Raw genomic sequence first — 21053 nt, 5'->3', positions numbered from 1 at the left:
CCCGGTCGGTTTCTCCAGTCCTTGGTCTGGCCGACCACTGACTGACGTGAACCTCGCCGCTTCGAGTGCGCGGCTCACGTCAATCCCCAGAGCGTCGCGGGACCGTCCCCGCGGTGATGCGGGTGTCCCGTGGCTGGGATGGGGGTGCCAGGAAGGGGTCGCTCAGGCGACCGAACCGGGGAGAGGCGCCGCGCTAGTCGGGCGAGAAGGTGGGCTCGTCGGCGTCTTCGGCGGGAACCGAGCGCAGGACGTGCCACGCGGCCTGGGACAGGCCGGGCTGCGGGGCCGAGGCCCCGATGGTGAACGGGTGGTCCGCGACCAGGCCACCGACCGCGGTGGCCGGGGCGGAGGAACCGGAGGACGCACCGGTGACGCTGTTGAGCGACGACACCACGGACGTGTCGGTGGTGACGGCCGGGGTGTCGGAGTCGGCCGCGGGCTCGGCCGCGCCGGCCTCCTCCTCGGGGACGTCGGCGGCTTCGGGGAACGCGACGTCCTCGACCGGAGCGAACGCCGCGTCGGCGTCCACGTCCGCCTCCTCGACGGCTTCCTCGTCCGCGGAGCCCTCGGGCTCCGACTCGGGGGCGTCAGGGCGGGGGTGACCGGAACCCGGGCCGTGGCCCCGACCGTGTCCGACGGCGTTCTCGGAGACCTCGGTGACGGTCTCGCGCACGGTGTGGGAGACCTCGGGGCCGTGGTGCGACGGCTCGAAGGCGGCCGCGACGGGGGTGGAGGCGGGCACGCTCTGCGCGACCTGGGAGGGCCGTGCGGCGTGTCCGGCGACGGCCGAAACGGTGTCGGCCACCGGCTTGTCGAGCCCGGGCGGTACCTCGGGTGCGCGCCCCTGGGACGCCCCCGGCCCGTTGCCCCGCTCGGACGCGCCCGCCGCGGCGTTGGCCGCGGCCGCCGGATTCTCCCCCGCCTGAGCCGGTACGGCGGCCGCCAACCAGGCGGCGACCAGGATTCCGGCGACCAGGCCGACGAGCAGCAGAGCCCGGCGGCCCGGCACGGAAAGCACGGCGGAACGGGCGCCGGAGGCGCTCGTCAAACCGTGGATTCCAGACACCGGGGATTCCTTCCAGCGTGGGGTGGTCCAGCAGAAGTCGCTCCGACTGTGGGGGAGCCGGGCGGGACAGGGTAGGTCAGACTACTCGGACCCGTCTCGACGCGGAAGGGCAGAGACCCTTCGTGCGCCGGCTGATCGCGACGTTAGCATGAATTGCTCCGTGTGACTCCGCAACCCGGGGAATTACCGCAGAGTAGGAAGCACGAGTCTGTCCAGCCTGAGGTGGCAAACCGGCAAAAAACCGACGACAATTCGACCATTGCAGGGAATAGCGCGCTTCGCCAACAGAGCCCGCCCGAGCGGCTCTGCGGAGGTTGACCGACACCATGACAGAGATCCCCCAGAGCCACCGACCCTCACCGGCCGGCCTGGACGACCTGCTCGGCGAGACGCACACGCGCCTCGACCCGGGCCTGTCGGCCCAGGGCCGGGTGCACTCGCTCCTCCAGGCGGTGCTGACCATCGGCGGTGACCTGGACCTGGCCACCGTGCTGCGCCGCCTGACCGAGGCCGCCGCGCAGCTGACCGGTGCCCGCTACGCAGGCCTGGGAGTGATCGACGACGACGGCAGCTTCGCGGAGTTCATTCCCGTCGGCATGACCCGGCACCAGGCCGAGCGGATCAACCGCTTCCCCCACGGGCTGGGTGTCCTGGGGGTCCCCCTGCAGGCCCGCACGGCGCTGCGCCTGGCAGATCTGCGCGAACACCCGGACTTTCGGGGATTCCCCGAGGGCCATCCCCAGATGACGAGTTTTCTCGGTGTTCCCATCCAGGTCCGCGACGAGGTGTTCGGCAACCTCTATCTCACGGAGAAGGCCAACGCCGAAGAGTTCGACGGTGAGGACGAGGCGATGGTCACGGCGCTGGCCACCGCGGCGGGCGTGGCGATCGAGAACGCGCGCCTGTACGAGGAGGCCCGGCTGCGCGAGCGCTGGCTGGCCTCCTCCACCGAGATCACCACCCGGTTGCTGTCGGGCGCCGACACCGAGGAGGTGCTCGCCTACATGGCGGGGCAGGCCCGCGAGATCGGCGGTGCCGACACGGCCGTGATCCTCCTGCCCGACTCCCGCGCCCGGGGCCACCTGTTCGCGGAGTTCGCCGACGGGCCGATCGCCCAGGAGGTGCTGGGGACCTCGGTGTCGCTCCACGACACGGCCTGCGGGCGGGTGTTCGAGTCGGGCGAGCCGGAGAGCATCACCGACCTGCGCCAGGCCAACTGCCCGATGCTGACCCAGCGCGGCTACGGCCCCGGCCTCCTGGTGCCCCTGGGCACGCCGGGCAACACCCGGGGCGTGCTGCTGCTCGGGAAGCTGTCGGACCGGGCGCCGTTCGCGGGCACCATACGCCGCATGCTGCACGGCTTCTCCGTCCAGGCCGGTGTGGCCCTCGAACTGGCGGAGGCCCGGCGGGACACCGAGCGGATCGTGGTCCTGGAGGAGCGCGACCGTATCGCCAAGGACCTGCACGACGTCGTCATCCAGCGACTGTTCGCCTCGGCGATGACGCTGATGAGCACGGTGCGGCTGATCACCTCGCCCGACGCTGAGGAACGGGTGCAGCGCACCATCGACGAGCTCGACGGCACGATCCGGGAGATCCGGTCGACGATCTTCGCACTCCAGCACCCGCCGAGCCGGCGGGACACGTCGTTGCGCGGACGCATCCTGGAGCTGGCCGAGAACACCGCGCACAGCCTGGGCTGCCACCCCGGAGTGAGCCTGGACGGACCGATCGACGCGTCGGTGCCGGACGACATCGGGGAGCAGCTGCTCGCCGTGCTCGGCGAAGGGCTGAGCAACGTGGCCCGCCACGCCGACGCCACGGAGGTGCACGTGTCGGTGGCGGTGGAGGAGACCGCGACCACCGGCCGTGCCACCACGCTGACACTGACCATCACCGACAACGGCGTGGGGCTGCCCGAGGGCGGGCGCCGCAGCGGGCTGCGCAACCTGGACGAGCGGGCCCAGGCCCTGGGCGGCGGGTTCACGGCGCGCCGGGGCGAGGTCGCGGGCACGGTCCTCGTCTGGCGGGTTCCGGTGCCCGACGACGCGGTCCCGCCGCCCGACAGCTTCTGAGCCACGGGCGACGCGACGGGCGCGGTCGAAGGTTCAGCGCGCGGAGGGCGCCACGACGCAGAACTCGTTGCCCTCGGGGTCGCGCAGCACCTGGAAGGAGCCCTGGTCGTCGGTCACGACTCCGCCGACGGGTTCGGCGCCGCGCGCGACGACGGCCTCGGTGGCCGAGACGATGTCGGCCACGCGCACGTCGGCGTGGATCCGGTTCCGGCCGTCCTTCGGCGCGGGATCGGGCTGGAAGGACAACCGGGGGCGTCCGAGGGCCGGATCTCCCTCCACGAACGCCCAGCCGTCCGGCCGGGTCACCGCCTCACCGCCGAGGACGAAGGCCCAGAAGCGGGCGAGGGCCTGGGGGTCGGCTGCGTTCACGACCCACTGGTCAAGGTTTCCCACGGTCATGAGCGGGACCCTACCGTCCGGCGTCCACCGCGGTCGGGGGCGGTGGCGGTGGCGGGCAGAGGGGACAGCGGCCGCAGGCCGTCCGTTGAGGGTGGTAGCCCCGCGCACACGCGCGCAGCGCACTTCGCGGGGCGATGGTGGGCGACGGGCAGGGTCAGGGCCCACATCTCAGTAGCGGCGGCCTCTGAGCTCGGCGATGAGCACGGCCGCCTGCGTACGGCGTTTGAGGTCGAGCTTGGCGAGCAGCGCCGACACGTAGTTCTTCACGGTCTTCTCCGCCAGGTAGAGGCGCTCGCCGATCTGCCGGTTGGTCATGCCCTCGCCGATGAGGTCGAGGATCTGTCGCTCCTGGCTGGTCAGCTCCGCCAGCGGGTCGGGTTCGGCCTGGGCGCCGCGCAGGCGCTCCAGCATCGCTCCCGTGCTGCCCGAGTCCAGCAGCGACCCGCCCGCCGCGACCGTGCGCACCGCCCCGACCAGGTCGGCGCCGTGGATCTGCTTGAGCACGTACCCGGCGGCACCCGCCATGACGGCGTCGTACAGGGCGTCCTCGTCGGCGAACGACGTGAGCATCAGGCAGGCGATCTCGGGGTGGTCCGAGCGGATCTCCCGGCACACCTGCACCCCGGATCCACCGGGCAGGCGCACGTCCAGGATCGCGACGTCGGGCAGGACCACGGGAATGCGGGACAGCGCCTGTTCGGCCGTCCCGGCCTCCCCGACGACGGTCATGTCGTCCTCGGTCTCCAGCATGGCCGCAACTCCCCGGCGCACCACCTCGTGGTCGTCCACGAGGAAGACCCTGATGCGCTCGCGCGCCTCGCCGGTTCCACCGCCGCTCATCCGCTCACCCTCAATCCCTGTGCCCGCGCGGGTCCGACACGACTCCGAGGATGACGGTAGTACGAGCGGGCGACACCGCGCGGGCCATTGGGCACGGAACTCCCCGGACGAAGGTCCCGGAAAGGGACAAAGCCCCCGCCCGGGGAGCGAATCTCAGAAGATGATCGGTATCGATCCCGTCACGGGCGGCGATCCGCCCACGGGCGCGCGATCTCGAACGCCCGGCAGGCCGCCAGTACCCGGGCGTCCGCGTGCCTGGGGCCGACGATCTGCAGGCCCACCGGCAGCCCGGCTCCGTCGAATCCGCACGGGACACTCGCCGCCGGCTGCTGGGTCATGTTGAAGGGGTAGCTGAACCCGGCCCAGGAGGTCCACCGCTCCCCCGCCAGCTCGGGCGGCGACTCCAGCCCGGCCTCGAACGCCGTGATCGGCATCGTCGGCGTGAGCAGCAGGTCGTACTCGGTGTGGAAGCGACCCATCCGCGCGCCCATCTCCATCCGCAGCGCCATCGCCGTCAGGTAGTCCTGCGCGGAGTAGGTCAGGCCCTCGTCGATGATCTCCCGCAGTCCCGGGTCGAGCAGGTCCCGGTCCCGCTCGGTGAGCTTCTCCGTGGCCTTGGCCGCGCCGGAGAACCAGAGCACGTGGAACTCGTCCCGTGATTCCGGCAGGCCGGGGTCGACCTCCTCCACCCGGGCACCGAGCTCCTCGAACACGGCGACCGCCTCGGCGACGGCCCGCGCCACCTCCGGGTGGACGTCGAGCCCGTTGAGCGTGGGGCTGAAGGCCACCCGCATCCCGCGCACCAGCTCCGCGGCGTCCGTGCGGTAGCGCACGTCGGCCAGCCCCGGCCCCGGCGTGGGCAGCGCCGCCCAGTCCCTGGGGTCGGGCCCGGTGATGACCTCCAGCATCAGGGCCGTGTCGCCCACCGTGCGGGTCATCGGCCCGGTGTGCGCGAGTGAGCCGAACGGGCTCGCCGGGTAGTGCGGCACCAGCCCCCAGGTGGGCTTGAGCCCGCAGATCCCCGTGAAGCTCGCCGGGATCCTGATCGATCCGCCCCCGTCGGTTCCCGTCGCCAGCGGCCCCATTCCGGCGGCGACCGCCGCCGACGAGCCGCCGCTGGACCCGCCCGGCGTGGTGGACAGGTCCCAGGGGTTGCGCGTGACGCCGGTGAGCGGGCCGTCCGTGACACCCTTCCAGGCCAGCTCCGGGGTGGTGGTCTTGCCGAAGAACACCGCGCCCGCCTCCCGCAGGCGGGCCACCACCGGCGAGTCCTCGTGCCACGGCCCGTCCTGGTCCGTGGTGACCGAGCCGCGCAGCGTGGGCCAGCCCCTGGTCAGGTGGATGTCCTTGATCGCGGTGGGCACCCCGTCGAGCATGCCCGCGGGCTCGCCGCGCCGCCACCGCTCAGCGGAGGCGCGGGCGGCCTCGCGGGCTTCCTCGGGCCGTACCAGGCAGAAGGCGTTGAGCGCGGGGTTGTCCTGCTCGACCCGCTCCAGGACGGCGTCGACGGCCTCCACCGGCGATAGTTCTCCGGCGGCGTAGGCCGCGAGCAGTTGCTCCGCGGACAGGTCGGCCGGTGTGGTGGGCGCCTCGTCGCGCGCCCGCGGAACGCCGGCTGCCGCCGACCCGGACGTCTGCGCCCGGTCGGTGTCGGCCCGATCGATCGTCACTTCAGCCTCCTGTGTCATGCCTGGGCAGGGGTCACCCGGGGACGTAGCCGCGGGTCTTGTCGACGACGTAGAACAGTTCGCGCCCGTCCAGGTAGCGGGCGAGGTTGTCCAGGAAGAGGTCGACCAGCTCGTCGCGCCAGCCGACGACGTCGCCGGACATGTGGGGGGAGACCAGCGACCCGGGCAGTCCCCACAGGGGGGAGACCGCCTTGAGCGGCTCGCGCTCGAACACGTCCAGGGCCGCGCCGTCGATGTCACGGCGTTCCAGGGCTGTGGCGAGGTCGGACTCGACCACGATGGGGCCGCGCGCGACGTTGATCAGTCGCGCGGTGGGCTTCATCAGGTCCAGGAAGCGGTGGTCGACCAGGCCCTCGGTGGCGTCGGTCAGGGGTGCGGCGATGACGACGTAGTCGGCCTCGGGGAGTTCGGCGGCCAGGGTGGTCCCGCCGTCGGCGCCACGCTCCGCCAGGGAGGCCTCGGCCACGGTGCCGAAGTCGGCGTCGCCCGAGCGGGCGACGCGCCCCCCGCCGCGCACGTCCATGCCCACGGCGGAGAGCTTGCGGGCGATGTGGCGCCCGATGGGGCCGGTGCCGATCACCAGGGCCCGCTTGCCGGAGACGCGTTCGGTCTCACGGTGCTGCCACCGGCGTTCCTGCTGCAGGTGCCAGGTCCGGTGGAAGTCCTTGGCGAAGGCGATCACCTGGCCGAGGACGTACTCCGCGATGGGCTCGTCGAAGACCCCCCGCGAATTGGTGACGACGGTTCCGCTCTCCACCAGGCCCGGGAACATGAGGTTGTCCACACCGGTGGTGGCGGCGTGGACCCAGGTCAGGCTGTCGGCCTTGGGCCAGGAGGCGGCGAGCGCCTCGGAGAACAGGTCCCAGACGAGCAGGGCGTGCGTACCCGGCAGAGCGGCGTCGAGGCCGTCCGCCGTGGTGTAGACGACCTCGCCGAGGCGCGGATCGGCGTCGATCCGTTCGTGCCCCGGGGGTAGGTCGCCGCCGTGCAGGACCAGGAGCCTGGGCCGGTCCGGGGCGCTCGGGACGGCCGGTGCGGACGTGGTGGACGGGGCGGAACTGTTCACGGGCGGGCACTCCGGTTGGCGACGTGGTCGGTGCTGACGTGTGCGGTGGGATGTTCGCCCTGCAGGAGAAACGCTAGGGAGCCGACATAGGATTGTCAACAATCCACAAAGTGGCGGATCTGCGGGCAAAACACCACCTCACTCCCCACTCTGACGGGTGCGGGAGCCCACGGGCGCGATCTATTGCCGCGCCTGGCATGTAGATCATAAGATTGTCGACAATCAACAGTGCTGTTGTCGCGTAGTTCGTCACGAAAGTCCGCCAGCACCAGGCTCCCGTCGAAGGGACTCCCGACATTGCCGAGGTACATGACCATCACGCTGCCCAAACGCGGGGTGTCCTGCGTGGCCGAGCTCCTGGACAAGGACGCCCCGCGCACCTGTGAGGCGGTGTGGAACGCACTGCCCCAGGGGGACGCCGTGCAGCACGCCAAGTACGCGCGCAACGAGGTCTACACGATGGTGCCGCGGTTCGCCGAGACCGAACCGGGCCAGGAGAACCCCACCGTCACCCCCATCCCCGGCGACATCGTGTACTTCTCCTTCGACGGAGGCATGCTCGACCGGGGGTTCAAGGAGGACAAGGGGATCGGCCACCTTCCCGGGGTCATCGATCTCGCCCTGTTCTACGGGCGCAACAACCTGCTGCTCAACGGCGATGTCGGCTGGGTCCCCGGCAACGTGTTCGCCACCGTCGTCGAGAACCTGCCCGCCATGGCCGAGGCCTGCAACGACGTCTGGCGCTCCGGCAGTGTCGGCGAGCGCCTCCTGTACGAGCGGCTGGTCCGCTGATCCCGACCGCGGCCACCGCGGCCGGGTCCGTCCCGGGCAGCCGTCGTCCTTCTCCACCAGTCCCGCCAACCGCGGCGGCCCTCGCACCCGGCCGTCGTTTCCCACACACGACACACATCCCGGGAGGTGAGTGACCGATGCGAACTGACGGAGACGGCAGGGTCGTCGAGGACTCCGGAACGGACCACGAGGTCGTCGAGCTGGCGGCCGCGACGCGGACGCCGTGGCAGTCGGGGGTCGGCGTGATCGCGCCCTACGACTTCGCGCTCGACCGCGAGCTGTGGCGGTGGACGCCCGACGACATCTCGCTGCACGTGACGAGGCTGCCCTACGTGCACGTTCCCGTGACCGTCGACCAGGCCGCCGCGCTGAGCCAGGAGGGGAACGTCGCCCCCGCGGTCCGCGCGCTGCTCGCCCCCGAACCGCTGTCCATCGGGTACATGTGCGCCTCCGGCAGCTTCGTGCACGGGGCCGAGGGCGAGCGCCGGCTGCACCGGACGATGACGGACGCCGGAGCGCCCGCCGCGGTCACCACGTCGGGCGCGCTCATCCAGGCGCTGAACGCCCTGGAGGTCGACCGCATCGCCGTCGTCACGCCCTACGTCGACAGCGTGACCGACCGCCTTCTCGACTACCTGGGCGAACACCGCATCAACGTGTCCTCCAGCGTGGGGCTGGGCCTGCTCAGCCACATCTGGAAGGTCGACTACGCGGAGGTCTCCCGGGCGGTGCACTCGGTGGACCACGCGGACGCCCAGGCCGTGTACATCAGCTGCACCAACGTGCAGACCTACGACATCATCGCGCCGCTGGAGCGGGAACTCGGCAAGCCGGTGATCGCCGCCAACCAGGTGACCATGTGGGCGGTCCTCAGGGCGGCGGGCCGGCACGCGGTCGCGCGCGGCCAGAGCCTGCTCAACGCGACGACCCCGACCACCTTGGTGTGAACCGCACGGGACCAGGGACGCAGGACCAACAGAAGGGACGGACATGACCCGCGTCGGATTCCTCTATCCCGGCTTCAGCGCCGAGGACGACTACAAGGTGTTCGAGTCGGTGCTCGACGGCGTCGAGCTCTCCGTCGTGCACACGCTCATGCGCGAGGACGCCCACCGGGTGGACGCCCTGCTCGACGTGGGCAGCGGGGACGTGCTCGCCGAGGGCGCCGGCAAGCTCGCCGGGATGGAGGTCGACGCGGCGGTCTGGGCGTGCACCAGCGGCAGCTTCGTGTTCGGCTGGGAGGGCGCCCGCGAGCAGGTCCGCGGAGTGCGCGAGGCCGCGGGCGCGCCGGCGTCGAGCACGTCGTTCGCGTTCGTGCACGCCCTGAGCCAGCTGCGGCTCTCGCGCGTGGCGATCGCGGCCACCTACCCCGACGACGTCGCGCAGCGCTTCGTCGAGTTCCTGTCCGCGGCCGGGGTGAGCGTGCTGTCCCTGGCCAGCCACGGCATCGCCACCGCGGCCGAGGTCGGGCGCCTGGACCCGGACGAGGCCGTGGACTTCGTCATCACCAACGACCACCCCCGGGCGGAGGCCGTCCTGGTCCCGGACACCGCCCTGCACAGCGCGGACCTCATCGAACCCCTGGAGGCTCTGCTGGGCAAGCCGGTTCTCACCGCGAACCAGGTGAGCGTGTGGGAGGGGCTGCGGCTGGCGGGCGAGACCGGACCCCGGAGCGGACCGGGGGCGCTCTTCCGCGCGGGGTCGGCGGCGGTCACCAGCGCGCTGGCCGCCGGTTAGCCTCGACCACGGAAACGTCCCCTGTGCCACAGGAAAACCGGAGAAGAAGGAAGATCACGTATGTCCGCCCCAGGTCAGCTGAGACCCGTGCCCCGGCGGTCGACCGCCGAACTCATCGCCGACCAGTTGCGCGAGGCGATCATGTACGGCTCGCTGGCCCCGGGCGACCAGCTCGGTGAGGCCGAACTGGCCGGACAGCTGGGAGTGAGCCGCGGTCCGCTCCGCGAGGCGATGCAGCGCCTGGCGCAGGAAGGGCTGCTGCGCAGTGAGCGGCACAGGGGCCTGTTCGTGCGCGAGCTCACCCCCGACGACGTCCGGGACATCTACGTGGCGCGCCTCGCGGTGGAGCGGACGGCGTGCGAGCTGATCATGCGGGGCAACCGGGGCGAGGCTCTGGCGAGGCTCACCCCGGCCCTGGACGCGCTCGCCGAGGCCGCCGCCGGCCGCGACCGGACCGCGATGAGCAACGCCGACCAGTCCTTCCACCGCACGCTCGTCAGCTGCGCGGGCAACCGGAGGCTGGAGCGGATGGCGCAGACGCTGCTCGTGGAGACCCGCATGTGCCTGTCGGTGATGCAGGAGGTCTACCCGGAGCCGGAGGAGATCCTGGAGGAGCACCGGCGCCTGCTCGACGCCATCGTCGAGGGCGACGAGGAACGGCTGCTGGCGCTCATCGAGTCGCACATGGTGGACACGGTCGCGCGGATCAACGCCGAACCCGGAGCCGGATCCGCGCACGGGCCGGAGCCCGAGGCCGACACGGGCGCCTGACGCGCGGGCGGCCGACGGCGCGACGGGCCGGCGGCCGGATCCCCGAGCACCCCGCCCCGAGTCTGGATCCCAGCGGTTCCCGGCTCGTTCGGCCGCACGCGCGGTCGAAGCCGCGTCGTTGCGTTCGCCGGGCGGAGCGGAGGAGGCGCGGCTCTCGTACCGGTGTACCGGGCGCCCGAGTACCCGGGAGGGGCCGGGGTGTCGGGGGGAGCGCCGCACGACGCTCCCCCTCGGGCCTCAGATGCCGCCGATGCCCACGTACTTGGTGTCGAGGAACTCGTCGATGCCCACGCGGCCGCCCTCGCGGCCCAGGCCGGAGTGCTTCACCCCGCCGAAGGGGGCCGCGGGGTTGGACACGACGCCCTGGTTCAGGCCGACCATGCCGGTCTCCAGGGCCTCGCTGACCCGCAGGGCGCGGTTGAGGTCGCTGGTGTAGAGGTAGCTGACCAGGCCGAACTCGGTGTCGTTGGCGACGCGGAGCGCCTCCTCCTCGGTGTCGAAGGTGAGCACGGGGGCCACCGGGCCGAAGATCTCGGTGGTGGACAGCTCCGCGGCGAAGGGCACGTCGGCGAGCACGGTGGGCTGGTAGAAGTGCCCGGCGCCCTCACCCGGGCCGCCCCCGACCAGGACGCGCGCGCCGCGGTTGACCGCGTCGTCGACCAGGCCCTGGACCTTGTTGCGCGCCTTGTCGTCGATGAGCGGGCCCACGTTGACCCCGTCGTCCAGGCCGCGGCCCATGCGCAGCGCGCCCATGCGTTCGCTGAGCCGGCGCGCGAACTCGTCGGCGATCCCCGCCTGGGCGTAGATGCGGTTGGCCGCGGTGCAGGCCTCGCCGATGTTGCGCATCTTGGCCAGCATCGCACCCTCGATGGCGGCGTCGAGGTCGGCGTCGTCGAAGACGAGGAACGGCGCGTTCCCGCCGAGCTCCATGGAGGTGCGCAGGACCTGCCCGGCGCTCTGTTCGAGGAGTTTGCGGCCCACGGCGGTGGATCCGGTGAAGGAGAGCTTGCGGATCCGGCCGTCGCTGAGCAGGGGTTCGGTGATGCCGCCGGGGTCCGTGGTGGGCAGGACGCTGAGGACGCCCTCGGGCAGCCCCGCCTCGGAGAGGATCCCGGCCAGCGCCAGGGCGCACAGGGGCGTCTGGTGGGCCGGTTTGAGGATCATGGTGCAGCCCGCGGCGATGGCGGGGCCGATCTTGCGGGTGCCCATCGCCATGGGGAAGTTCCAGGGGGTGATGAGCATGCAGGGGCCGACCGGCTGGCGCATGATGAGGAAGCGCGACTTGCCGTCGGGCGAGGTGGAGAAGCCCCCCTCGATACGGACGGCCTCCTCGGAGAACCAGCGGAGGAACTCGGCGGCGTAGGCGATCTCGCCACGGGCCTCGGCGAGGGGCTTGCCCATCTCCAGGGTCATCAGGACGGCCAGGTCCTCCTGGCGTTCCATGAGCAGCTGGTAGCCCCTGTGGAGGATCTCGCCCCGTTCGCGGGGGGCGACCTTCGCCCAGCCGGGCTGGGCCCGCTGCGCGGCGTCCAGAGCGACGAGGGCGTCCTCCTTGCCCGCGTCGGACACCTCGCAGAGGGTCTCGCGCGTGGAGGGGTCCTCGACGGCGAGGACGGCCCCCGAAGCGGCGTCGGTCCAGGCGCCTCCCACGAAGAGCTTCTTGTCCACCTGCGCGACGACGCGTGCTTCCCGATCCGACATGTTCGCTACTCCCCAGTCGATATATCGACCCGTGAACGGGCCTGTGGACAGAACTGCCCGACGTGCGCCCTCTGGACACCGTCCGGTGAGGATGTTTCCATAGGCGTGTCGATTGTCAACAATCCTACGGAACTCGCAAGACGGAAGTGAGGCAGCGCATGGCGGAGCTCTCCCCGGCCCTGAAGCAGGCGACCCCGGTGGTGGCCGCACGGGGCGAGGGTGTCCACATCTACGACGAGGACGGTCGCCGCTATCTCGACTTCACCGCCGGCATCGGCGTCACCAGCACGGGGCACTGCCACCCCCGGGTCGTGGCCGCCGCCCAGGAGCAGGTGGCGACGCTGATCCACGGCCAGTACACCACCGTGATGCACCGGCCCCTGCTGCGACTCACCGAGCGTCTGGGCGAGGTCCTGCCCGAGGGCGTCGACCGGCTGTTCTACGTGAACTCCGGCAGTGAGGCCGTCGAGGCGGCCCTGCGCCTGGCCCGCCAGGCCACGGGGCGGCAGAACGCGGTGGTCTTCCAGGGTTCCTTCCACGGGCGCACCATGGGAGCGGCGTCGCTGACGACCTCCGGTGTGAAGATCCGCGCGGGGATCGGCCCGCTCGCCCCGGGTGTGGTGGTCTCCCCCTTCCCGTACGCCTACCGCCTGGGGCTGTCCGAGGCCGAGGCCGTCGAGTACGCGCTCAAGGAGCTGGACTACCAGTTCGCGACCGTGACCTCACCGAAGGACACCGCCGCCGTGTTCATCGAGCCCGTGCTCGGCGAGGGCGGCTACGTCCCGGTGCCGGACGCCTTCCTCCAGGGCCTGCGCGAGCGCGCGGACCAGCACGGCTTCCTCCTCGTCATGGACGAGGTGCAGACGGGCTTCGGCCGGACGGGCACGTTCTGGGGCCACGAGCCCTCGGGGGTCCGCCCGGACATCGTCATCACCGCCAAGGGCCTCGCCAGCGGGTTCCCCCTCTCCGCGATCGCCGCCCCGAACGCGATCATGGAGAAGGCCTGGCCGGGCTCCCAGGGCGGCACCTACGGCGGCAACGCGGTCTCCTGCGCGGCCGCCCTGGCCACCCTGGACGTCATCCAGGAGGAGGGGCTGGTGGAGAACGCGGCCCGGCAGGGCGAGCGGCTGCGCGAGGGCCTGGAGAAGGTCGCGGGCGCCAACCCGGTCATCGGCGACGTGCGCGGACGCGGACTGATGCTGGGCAACGAGTTCACCGCCGCCGACGGCTCCCCCGACGGGGCCACCGCTCTGCGCGCCCAGCAGGCCGCCGCCGAGAACGGCCTGCTGCTGCTCACGTGCGGCCCGGCGGGCAACGTGGTCCGGATGATCCCGCCGCTGGTCGTCACCGGCGACCAGGTGGACACCGCCGTCTCCCTGTGGGCCGCCTCGGTGGAGGAGGCCACCGCCTGACCGGGGCGGCACGTACGATCGGCCGCCCCGGCACGGACTCCGCGCCGGGGCGGCCACGCGGAGGCCGCGGGCGGACACGCAGGCGTCCCGCGGGGATCCCGGCTCAGGGTTGACGCGGTGGTTTCGCGAGCGACAGATGGGGACCAGTTCATTCACTCCGGCCCCCACGTGAGGCGGTCCCGATGACCGATCGAACTCTGCTCCCGGGCGGAGCGCCCCTCGCCGTCCGTACCGGCGGCGTCGCACTGGCCTGCGCCGCCGCGCTCCCCCTGACCTCGTGCGCGACGGGCTCCCCCGCCGAGGTGGAGACCGTCGCCGGCCCGGCCTCCGCCTCGTGCGGCCTGTTCTTCGACGACTTCGACTACGGCGGCCCCACCGACCCGGCCCTGGGCGAGCAGGGCTGGAACGTCCGCAGCCGGGCCGGCGGCCCCGGTGTGCCGGGCGCGTCCTGGGACGTCGACAACGTCTCCTTCACCGACGAGGACGGCGACTCGCTGCTGCGCCTGTCCTCGACCACGGACGGCACCCCGGCGGGCACCAGCCAGGCCGGGCTGGCCTTCGGGGAGGAGAAGTTCCACGAGGGCACCTACGCCGCCAAGGTCAGGTTCGCCGACACCCCGGCGTCCGGCCAGGACGGCGACACCGTGCTGCAGACCTTCTACACGATCACTCCCCTGGCCTTCGACAACGACCCCGCCTACAGCGAGCTCGACGTCGAGTACCTGCCCAACTCGGGCTGGGGCGCCCCGGCGGAGGCCGTCTACCTGACCTCGCACCACACCTACCAGCGCGAACCCTGGGAGGCGGACAACACCAGCGACGTGGTGGACCGCTCCTTCGAGGGGTGGCGCGACCTGGTGATCCAGGTGGACGGCGGCGTGGTCCGCTACTACGTCGACACGCGCCTGCTGGCCGAGCACAGCGGGAAGTACTACCCGTCGTCGCCGATGTCGATCAACTTCAACCAGTGGTTCATCGACATGAGCGGCCACACCGGCGGCCCGAGCACCTATGTGCAGGACGTCGACTGGGTGTACCACCAGCAGGGCGAGTCCGTGGCGCCGGAGGAGGTCGACCGACGCGTGGGCGAGCAGCGCGACGCCGGTGTCTCCCGCGTCGACGGCGTGGAGCTCGGCGGGACGTGCTGACCCGTAGCCGCTTCAGGCGGCACCGGTACGCAGCGCAAGCGTGGCATGCCGGGCCGCCGTCCCGCATGGCCGGGGTCACACGGAAAAGTTGCTCAAAGCCCTCCCCGCACCGTGATACAGTCGGAGACGTCGCCAGGGAGGCCAAGGCCGAACGGGCGACACACAAATGAATACCTGCACTCGTAGCTCAATGGATAGAGCATCTGACTACGGATCAGAAGGTTGGGGGTTCGAGTCCTCCCGAGTGCACCACCTTGAGACAGTGGAGAAGCCGCCCGAACTGCGAAAGCAGCTCGGGCGGCTTCTTTTGTGCCGGAGCACGACATCCGGCTGGCAACGGGCGGAGCCCGGGCGGCGGTGCCGTCCGGGCTCGCTGGGACTGCGTTGAAGACCGCTGGCCCACGGTGTCACTCCTGCGCGGACCAGGAGTGGAGTGTGGTGGAGGTGTTCCAAGCCCGCTTGGCGACGGCGGGCTGGGCTGCTCCGGCCAGGTCGAAGACGAAGCGTTCCAGCTCGAAGTTGACCCATGGGTGGTTGGGGGCGAGCGCCTGGCAGACGTCGGTCATGGCCGTGGTCGGATCGATGCCCAGCAGCCCAGAGTAGCGGGCGGCGGCAGTGGGGGTACGGCTGCGACCTGCGGCGCAGTGCAACAGCACCTGTTTGCCCTCCTGGCGCAGGCCGTGCACGGCGCGAGCGGCCTGGTCGAGGGTGTAGTGGCCGTGGGCGTTGGCTCCGGGACGGTCGATGAGCCAGATCCGCAGGTGGTCGCGTGCGGGGACGTGGGCGAAGTCGGCGGTGCCGACGCGGCACAGGGAGACCACGGCGTCCACGTCCAGATCGGCGGGGTCGAGGTCGGCCAGGGGCAGGTTGCCCAGGATGACGCCGTCATCGTGCGGATGGGCCACACGGTAGGGCGTGAGGGCGTTGGCGTTGCGGGGGTGGCGGTCGACCAGGGGCCAGACGTGGCGGTCGGGCATGTGGTGGTGACTGATGCGCACACCCAGCCCGATGAGGTCGCGTGCTGTGGTCTCGGGCCAGCCGTGGACGGCGCGCTGCCAGTGCCAGGGCACGGCCGAGACGCCCCAGCGGGCGCCGAGCAGGGCTCCGGCGATGGCGGCGACTGTGTTGGTGTCGTGTCCGGCGCGCACGGCGGCTTCCAGGGCCAGGCGCAGGTGGTCGGCGGCGAAGACGCCCTTGGCTGGGTTGTTGGCGGGCACGGGTGTGCGGGTGATCGCGGACCAGGCGGCCTGGAGCGCGGTGACGACGTAGCCGTTGTCGGGAAAGGTGTGCGGGTCCTGGGATTCGGCTTCGTCCAGCCAGGTGTGCCACTGGGCCCGGCGTTCGGTGGGCAGGAGTGCCACTCCGGCGCGGACACCGTCGAAGTTCGCGTGGAGTACGGCGTGGCGGATGGCCTCGCACCAGATCACGCAGGCGTCCCCGGCCAGGGGGTCGGCGTGGGTGAGTTCGCTGACCAGGCGGGCGGCTTCGGCGGTTTCCCCGGCGTCGTGCAGGCCGTAGAGGGCGACGGGTCCGGTGCGCGTCAGCGACCCGTTGCCCGCCGCGTGGCGCCCTGACTTCCACAGGTCACGGGCTTGGCGAAGCATGGCGCCGGCGACCCAGGGGGTGGCCGCGTCGTCCTGGACGGCGACGGGCTGGGTGTCGACCAGGGCTTGGGCGATGCACACCGCCATCTGGGTGTCGTGGGAGTACTCCCCCGGTGCGTAGGGGCCGAGGCCGCCGCCGATCATCTGCGGGGACTGGTCGCGGTCGAGTCGGGAGCGGAACTCGTAGGGGACACCGAGTGCGTCGCCGCAGGCGGCGGCGAGTAGGACGCCGGCGGCCCGGTCGTCCTGATGGGCGGTGGGCGTCTTGGGTAGGACCATATGGGCTCCTGATCTGAGACGGGCGAGCGGAACGACTGGGCATGTGGAGCAACCCCTGGAGGTTCTCCGTGTCAGAGTTCGGCGCGGGAGGCGGGGCGCAGGTTGACTCCCGGGCCCTGATTTCCCGGATGCCGTGGCATGGGCCCACGGGCCCGAGGAGGAAGCACCCCGACCATGCGGCGGGGAGTGGTGTCGTCGGTCAGGAGCCGTCCCGCAACCGCTCGAGGCCGTCGAGGATCAGGTCGAGCCCGAACTCGAACCCCTCACCGTGGGATGGCTGCTCCAGGTGGTGGCGGATGTGGGCCACAAGGTCGGGGAACTCCGCGAGCGGCGACGACCGCAGCATCGGTTCGCCCAGTTGCCGCATCTGTTCGTCGTCGAGCGCAAACCCGATCGCCCGCATCGCGTGGCCGACGATGTGGTCCTCGATGGCGTGGTAGCCGCGGTCGAGGAGGTCGGGCGGAAACCCGGCTTCGCGCAGGCTCCGCAGGGCGTGGTCCATGTAGCGCATCCGTACGGGGCCCAGAGTGATGCGCGAGGTCCACAGCGCGGGCAGCCACGTGTGGCGCATCAGCACGGCATGCGCCGAGACAGCGCGCCGCCGCGTGAACCGCCGCCAGTCGGTGCTGTCCTCGGGTAGCTCGATCTCGTCGGCGGCCCACTCGATCATGCCGTCCAACAGGTCGTCCTTGTTGTCGACGTGGTTGTAGAGCGCCATCGCTTCCACCCCGAGTTCTCGCCCGAGCCGACGCATCGACAGCGCTTCGGCACCTTGCGCGTCCGCCAGGCGGACGCCGGCTTCGATCACCCGCTGACGGCTCAGCGTGACGCGGTGTTCGGCGGGACCCCGCTTCGGCACTGGTGGCTTTCCCTTCTTCCTTGACTGGCTGTGGACTTCAACTTAACATACGGCGTAAATATTTACGGCGTAAATACTGAGGGGGAGCACGAGAGCGACCGTCCCGCATGCCTACGGGGTCCCGGCCGACGTGTCGGAGCTCAGCGAGGCCGACCGCCCGTCCTGATCGCGGCACCCACCGATCGTCCGCACACCCAGGGAGTCCCACATGGCACCACCGAACGGAACACGTTCCGGAGCACACCTCACCGCCGACGACAGAGGTCTCCTGCGCTGGGGCGGCCTGACCGCTCTGGCCGGCAGCGCCGTCTTCGTCGCAGTCCTGGTCCTCGTGATCTTCCACATCGGCTCGGACCCCGCCGGGCCCGAGGGTCCGATCTCACGGTTCCCCGAGATCCGCGCGGCCCGGACCGTGGAGAACGGCCTCTACCTGCTCGCCCTCCTGCTGTGGGCGCCGTTGTCCGTGGCCCTCCACCGTGGCCTGCCCGGCGCGCGGTCGGCGTCCGCGCGCTTCGGAAGCGTGCTCAACCTGCTGGGCCTGGCGGTCCTCGCCGCAGGCGCCCTGCCCCACGTCGTGGCCGTCCACCTGTCGGATCGCTTTCACGCCGCCGACGCCACCCCCGGGGAACGGGAGACCCTCGTCCTCCTCTGGCAGGCCGCTCAGGGCCTGTTCGACGCGATCCTGTTGGCGGGGCTGCTCATGCTGTCGATCGGTGTGATCCTGGTCGGCTTCGCCATGAACCGCGGCGCGGGCTTCGGCCGGCTCGTCGGGGGCGCCAGCGTCGGTCTGGGAACGGTGGGGCTGGCCGCCGCCACGGTCATGCTCATCGACCCCCGGTCACCGTCCGGGGGCGTCACGGTCCTGGCGCTCATCGTCTTCCACCTTCTCGCCGGCTGGAAGGCGTACCGGCTCTCCGGCCGACCCTCGCCTGCGGCCGAGCCGCTGGAGAGGGGGACGCAGGAATGACCTCGTGATGACGGTGACGATGACCACCCAGTCGACCGGCGTCGCGCTCAAACCGACATCAGCAACGGTGTCTTCGACCGCTTCCGGTCCCTGCCGATCTGGCATCCCACCGCGTTGATCGGTCCGCTGCTGGCGGACCTGGTGCGCTACGCGACCAGTGCCGCGGTCATCGTCGTTGTCGGCGTGCTGCTCGGTTTCCGCCCACACGCCGGTCCTCTCGGGCTGCTGGCCGGCGTCGGGTTGGTGCTGGTGTTCGCCTGGAGCCTGTCGTGGGTCTGGACGACCTTCGGGCTGCTGGCCCGCAGGCCCGAGTCGATGATGTTCATCGGGATGCTGGTGACGTTCCCGCTGACCTTCGTCAGCAATGTGTTCGTCGATCCCGCCACCCTGCCCGGGTGGCTGAGGGGCTTCGTCGACCTCAACCCGGTCTCGTGGCTGGTGACCGCGACACGCGGGTTGATGCACGGCGACCCGGTGGCGTTGCAGGTCGGCAGCGTCTTGCTGGCCTGCGTCGGCATCGTCGCGGTCTTCGCACCCGTGACGATGCGGCTGTACCGCCGCGAGCGGTGACTCGACGCCCCGGGCCGCGACCACGGGTGCGCCGGGCGCAGCCCGGCGCACCAGAGCCCATGGGCTCTGCGGTGGTGTCCGCAGGACCGCCTGGCACGGACCCGACGGGACACCGTGCCCCGCCCTCGTTCTCGGTCGGCGAGCGGGGCTCAGGGAGCGTGCACGATCATGAGCGGACAGGGCGCGCAGTGCAGCAGACCGTGCGTGGTCGCCCCCAGTGCCACGCGTGGGAAGCCGTGGCGCCCCCGTGCCCCGACCACGAGCAGGTCGGCGTCCCGCGCGGCCTCGGTCAAGGCGGTCACCGGATACTCCTCCACGACCCGTGCCTCGACCGATACGTCCGGGTGCTCGGCGCGCACGGGGGCCAGGTCGCGTTCCAAACGCTCTTCCTCGGACGTGTCCACCACCGCGGGCGCTGAGAGGTCGACCGGCCGCCAGGCGCGCAGGACCCGCACCCGTGCTCCGCGGAGAGAGGCCTCGTCGAACGCCGCGGCCAGGGCTCGCCGACCGTGCGGTGAGCCGTCGTCGCCCGCCACGATGAGCCGCTCACCCGCTGCCCGGGACTCGGATCCGACCACGACCACCGGAGCGGGGGAGTGCGCGGCGACCCGGTAGGCGACCGAACCCACCCGCATCCCCGGGACAGCGCTCCGCCCACGGAGGCCGACGACGATCATCGCGGCCTGTTCGGCGCGGTTCACGAGCGCTGTGGCCGGGGAGTCCAGCACCGCGGCCTGTTCGACGGCGACGTCGGGCCATGTGTCCCGAACCCTGCGCCGTGCCCCGTCGAGCACGGCGTCGATCTCTCCGCGGACTCTCTTCTCGGACAGGGTGAACGCGACCTCGGCCGATGGCATGGCGAACGCCGTCAGCAGGAGCAGGCCGCAGCGGCGCCGGGATGCTTCGGCAGCGGCCCAGTCGACCGCTCTGAGCGCCGCGTCCGAGCCGTCCGCGCCCACCAGAATCGGCCGCGTCATGGAGATCCCTCCGTTCGAGTCCGGCACGTGTGCCCCAGTTCCCGCCGCAGGGCGCGGTGCCGGTGCTGTGTCCGGGGTCCGGTGTGCCGTTGGCGCGAAGGCCGAACGGCAGCCGGGCCAGGCTACAACACGCAACTCCGAAGGGTCATGATGGCAACACTGAGGGTTGTCTGGAGTGTGGCGGCCACGGGACGAAGGGGGGCTCCAGCACGGACTGCGACCCCGAGTGGGTCCGGCGAGGGCGTCGCCGTGCCGCACGCTCCGTCACCGCGGTTTCCGGGACCGGAGCGACCAGGGGACCAAGGGAGGACGGGCCCGGGTCCAACGTCCCCGCACCGGGGGCAGTCCGTGCCGTGCCCCGTGCACGCGGCCGGGGCAGGGAGGGAGTGGACCAGGTGGGACCGGTGAGGGAGGAGCCCATGAACGAGACCGTAGGCGACCTGATGACCGAACACGTCTTCGCCGCACGGGAGGACACCGGGTACAAGGGCCTCGCCGCCTTCATGCGTCGCAAGCATGTCAACGCACTGCCCGTGGTGGACGTCCGGAACCGGGTGCTCGGTGTCGTCTCGACGGCCGACCTCCTCACCAAACTCGCCGATCCCGATCCCGAGGAAGGCTACATGGCCGAGCCCCTCCGCGAACGGCTCGACCGGATCAAGAGCAGCGCGGCCGTGGCCCGGGACCTGATGACGGCTCCGGCCGTCACCGTCACCGCCGACGCGCAGCCCCGCGAAACAGCGGCCCTCATGCGTCACCGCAGGGTCAAGCGCCTGCCCGTGGTCGACGGTGACGGCCGCCTCATCGGAATCGTGAGCCGATCCGACCTGCTGCGGGTGTACGAGGTGACCGACGACGAGCTCCAGCGGACGGTGGACCGCGAGATCGTGCACGGAAGGCTCGGGCTGGCCGATGTCGAGACCGCGGTCCGCCGAGGCGTGGTCACCCTGACCGGCAACGTGCCCCACCGGTCCGACATCCCCCGGCTGGCGCACGCCGTGCGGGCCGTCGAGGGAGTGGTGCGCGTCGACTGCCCTCTGTCCTACGACCACGACGATCTGGCGGTCCTGGGGCCGGCGGTGTGACGGTGGCTCGGCCCGGA

General features: G+C 71.6%; 19 protein-coding genes and 1 tRNA gene. 11 read left to right on the top strand and 9 right to left on the bottom strand.

Features of this window, described 5'->3' with window-relative positions; translation table 11 throughout:
• Positions 1 to 193: 193 nt before the first annotated feature.
• Positions 194 to 1018 carry a hypothetical protein gene (locus tag M1P99_RS12110; RefSeq protein ID WP_304452743.1) on the bottom strand — a complete coding sequence of 275 codons (825 nt, stop codon included), beginning with the start codon at positions 1016 to 1018 and terminating at the stop codon, positions 194 to 196.
• A gap of 374 nt (positions 1019 to 1392) precedes the next feature.
• On the opposite strand from M1P99_RS12110, the gene M1P99_RS12105 reads away from it, so the two are divergent.
• Positions 1393 to 3141 carry a GAF domain-containing protein gene (locus M1P99_RS12105; RefSeq protein WP_304452742.1) on the top strand — a complete coding sequence of 583 codons (1749 nt, stop codon included), beginning with the start codon at positions 1393 to 1395 and terminating at the stop codon, positions 3139 to 3141.
• A 33-nt stretch (positions 3142 to 3174) separates the two neighbouring features.
• Here the strand turns inward: M1P99_RS12105 and M1P99_RS12100 are convergent, their stop codons facing one another.
• From M1P99_RS12100 to M1P99_RS12085, 4 genes are all read right to left on the bottom strand, one after another.
• The gene (locus M1P99_RS12100) at positions 3175 to 3540 is read right to left on the bottom strand and encodes a VOC family protein (RefSeq protein WP_304452741.1); all 366 of its coding nucleotides are present in this window, start codon (positions 3538 to 3540) and stop codon (positions 3175 to 3177) included.
• Between the two features lie 168 nt (positions 3541 to 3708).
• Positions 3709 to 4380: a response regulator transcription factor gene (locus tag M1P99_RS12095; RefSeq protein WP_304452740.1), complete on the bottom strand. Its 672-nt coding sequence runs from the start codon at positions 4378 to 4380 to the stop codon at positions 3709 to 3711.
• Positions 4381 to 4559: 179 nt separating this feature from the next.
• Positions 4560 to 6068: an amidase gene (locus tag M1P99_RS12090; RefSeq protein ID WP_304452739.1), complete on the bottom strand. Its 1509-nt coding sequence runs from the start codon at positions 6066 to 6068 to the stop codon at positions 4560 to 4562.
• 13 nt (positions 6069 to 6081) lie between these two features.
• On the bottom strand, positions 6082 to 7134 hold the full coding sequence (locus M1P99_RS12085; RefSeq protein WP_304452738.1) for a D-2-hydroxyacid dehydrogenase: 1053 nt from the start codon (positions 7132 to 7134) through the stop codon (positions 6082 to 6084).
• A gap of 309 nt (positions 7135 to 7443) precedes the next feature.
• Here M1P99_RS12085 and M1P99_RS12080 point away from each other — a divergent pair, with 309 nt between their 5' ends.
• The 4 genes from M1P99_RS12080 (at position 7444) to M1P99_RS12065 (ending at position 10434) form a co-directional block, all read left to right on the top strand.
• Complete coding sequence (locus M1P99_RS12080) at positions 7444 to 7926, top strand: DUF3830 family protein (RefSeq protein WP_304452737.1); 483 nt, start codon at positions 7444 to 7446, stop codon at positions 7924 to 7926.
• 137 nt (positions 7927 to 8063) lie between these two features.
• Positions 8064 to 8873 (top strand): Asp/Glu racemase, encoded by an 810-nt coding sequence (locus M1P99_RS12075; protein ID WP_304452736.1) that lies wholly within the window; start codon positions 8064 to 8066, stop codon positions 8871 to 8873.
• A gap of 43 nt (positions 8874 to 8916) precedes the next feature.
• Entirely contained in the window at positions 8917 to 9663 is a 747-nt protein-coding gene (locus M1P99_RS12070) for a maleate cis-trans isomerase (RefSeq protein WP_304452735.1), read from the top strand.
• A gap of 60 nt (positions 9664 to 9723) precedes the next feature.
• A complete protein-coding gene (locus M1P99_RS12065; protein ID WP_304452734.1) occupies positions 9724 to 10434 on the top strand; it encodes a GntR family transcriptional regulator in 711 nt (236 codons plus the stop codon).
• Positions 10435 to 10671: 237 nt separating this feature from the next.
• Here the strand turns inward: M1P99_RS12065 and M1P99_RS12060 are convergent, their stop codons facing one another.
• Positions 10672 to 12135, bottom strand: coding sequence for an NAD-dependent succinate-semialdehyde dehydrogenase (locus M1P99_RS12060; protein WP_304452733.1), 1464 nt, complete (start codon positions 12133 to 12135; stop codon positions 10672 to 10674).
• Positions 12136 to 12293: 158 nt separating this feature from the next.
• Between M1P99_RS12060 and M1P99_RS12055 the strand changes: the two genes are divergently transcribed.
• The 3 genes from M1P99_RS12055 (at position 12294) to M1P99_RS12045 (ending at position 14947) form a co-directional block, all read left to right on the top strand.
• Entirely contained in the window at positions 12294 to 13547 is a 1254-nt protein-coding gene (locus tag M1P99_RS12055) for an aspartate aminotransferase family protein (protein WP_304452732.1), read from the top strand.
• Positions 13548 to 13729: 182 nt separating this feature from the next.
• A complete protein-coding gene (locus M1P99_RS12050; protein WP_304452731.1) occupies positions 13730 to 14695 on the top strand; it encodes a glycoside hydrolase family 16 protein in 966 nt (321 codons plus the stop codon).
• Between the two features lie 176 nt (positions 14696 to 14871).
• Positions 14872 to 14947: transfer RNA gene (locus tag M1P99_RS12045), tRNA-Arg, on the top strand.
• A gap of 155 nt (positions 14948 to 15102) precedes the next feature.
• Here the strand turns inward: M1P99_RS12045 and M1P99_RS28645 are convergent.
• Together M1P99_RS28645 and M1P99_RS12035 are read right to left on the bottom strand one after the other, a co-directional pair.
• On the bottom strand, positions 15103 to 16578 hold the full coding sequence (locus M1P99_RS28645; protein ID WP_369696548.1) for an ADP-ribosylglycohydrolase family protein: 1476 nt from the start codon (positions 16576 to 16578) through the stop codon (positions 15103 to 15105).
• A gap of 199 nt (positions 16579 to 16777) precedes the next feature.
• The gene (locus M1P99_RS12035; RefSeq protein ID WP_304452730.1) at positions 16778 to 17437 is read right to left on the bottom strand and encodes a TetR/AcrR family transcriptional regulator; all 660 of its coding nucleotides are present in this window, start codon (positions 17435 to 17437) and stop codon (positions 16778 to 16780) included.
• Between the two features lie 208 nt (positions 17438 to 17645).
• On the opposite strand from M1P99_RS12035, the gene M1P99_RS12030 reads away from it, so the two are divergent.
• Together M1P99_RS12030 and M1P99_RS12025 are read left to right on the top strand one after the other, a co-directional pair.
• Positions 17646 to 18404 (top strand): hypothetical protein, encoded by a 759-nt coding sequence (locus tag M1P99_RS12030; RefSeq protein ID WP_304452729.1) that lies wholly within the window; start codon positions 17646 to 17648, stop codon positions 18402 to 18404.
• Between the two features lie 114 nt (positions 18405 to 18518).
• The gene (locus M1P99_RS12025; RefSeq protein ID WP_304452728.1) at positions 18519 to 18974 is read left to right on the top strand and encodes an ABC transporter permease; all 456 of its coding nucleotides are present in this window, start codon (positions 18519 to 18521) and stop codon (positions 18972 to 18974) included.
• A gap of 149 nt (positions 18975 to 19123) precedes the next feature.
• On the opposite strand, the gene M1P99_RS12020 is transcribed toward M1P99_RS12025, so the two are convergent.
• Positions 19124 to 19951: a universal stress protein gene (locus M1P99_RS12020; protein ID WP_304452727.1), complete on the bottom strand. Its 828-nt coding sequence runs from the start codon at positions 19949 to 19951 to the stop codon at positions 19124 to 19126.
• A gap of 419 nt (positions 19952 to 20370) precedes the next feature.
• On the opposite strand from M1P99_RS12020, the gene M1P99_RS12015 reads away from it, so the two are divergent.
• On the top strand, positions 20371 to 21036 hold the full coding sequence (locus tag M1P99_RS12015) for a CBS domain-containing protein (RefSeq protein ID WP_304452726.1): 666 nt from the start codon (positions 20371 to 20373) through the stop codon (positions 21034 to 21036).
• Positions 21037 to 21053: the final 17 nt, after the last annotated feature.

It is taken from the genome of Nocardiopsis sp. YSL2, from assembly GCF_030555055.1.
Lineage (GTDB): Bacteria > Actinomycetota > Actinomycetes > Streptosporangiales > Streptosporangiaceae > Nocardiopsis.
This window is presented reverse-complemented; position numbering and strand designations above follow the sequence as displayed.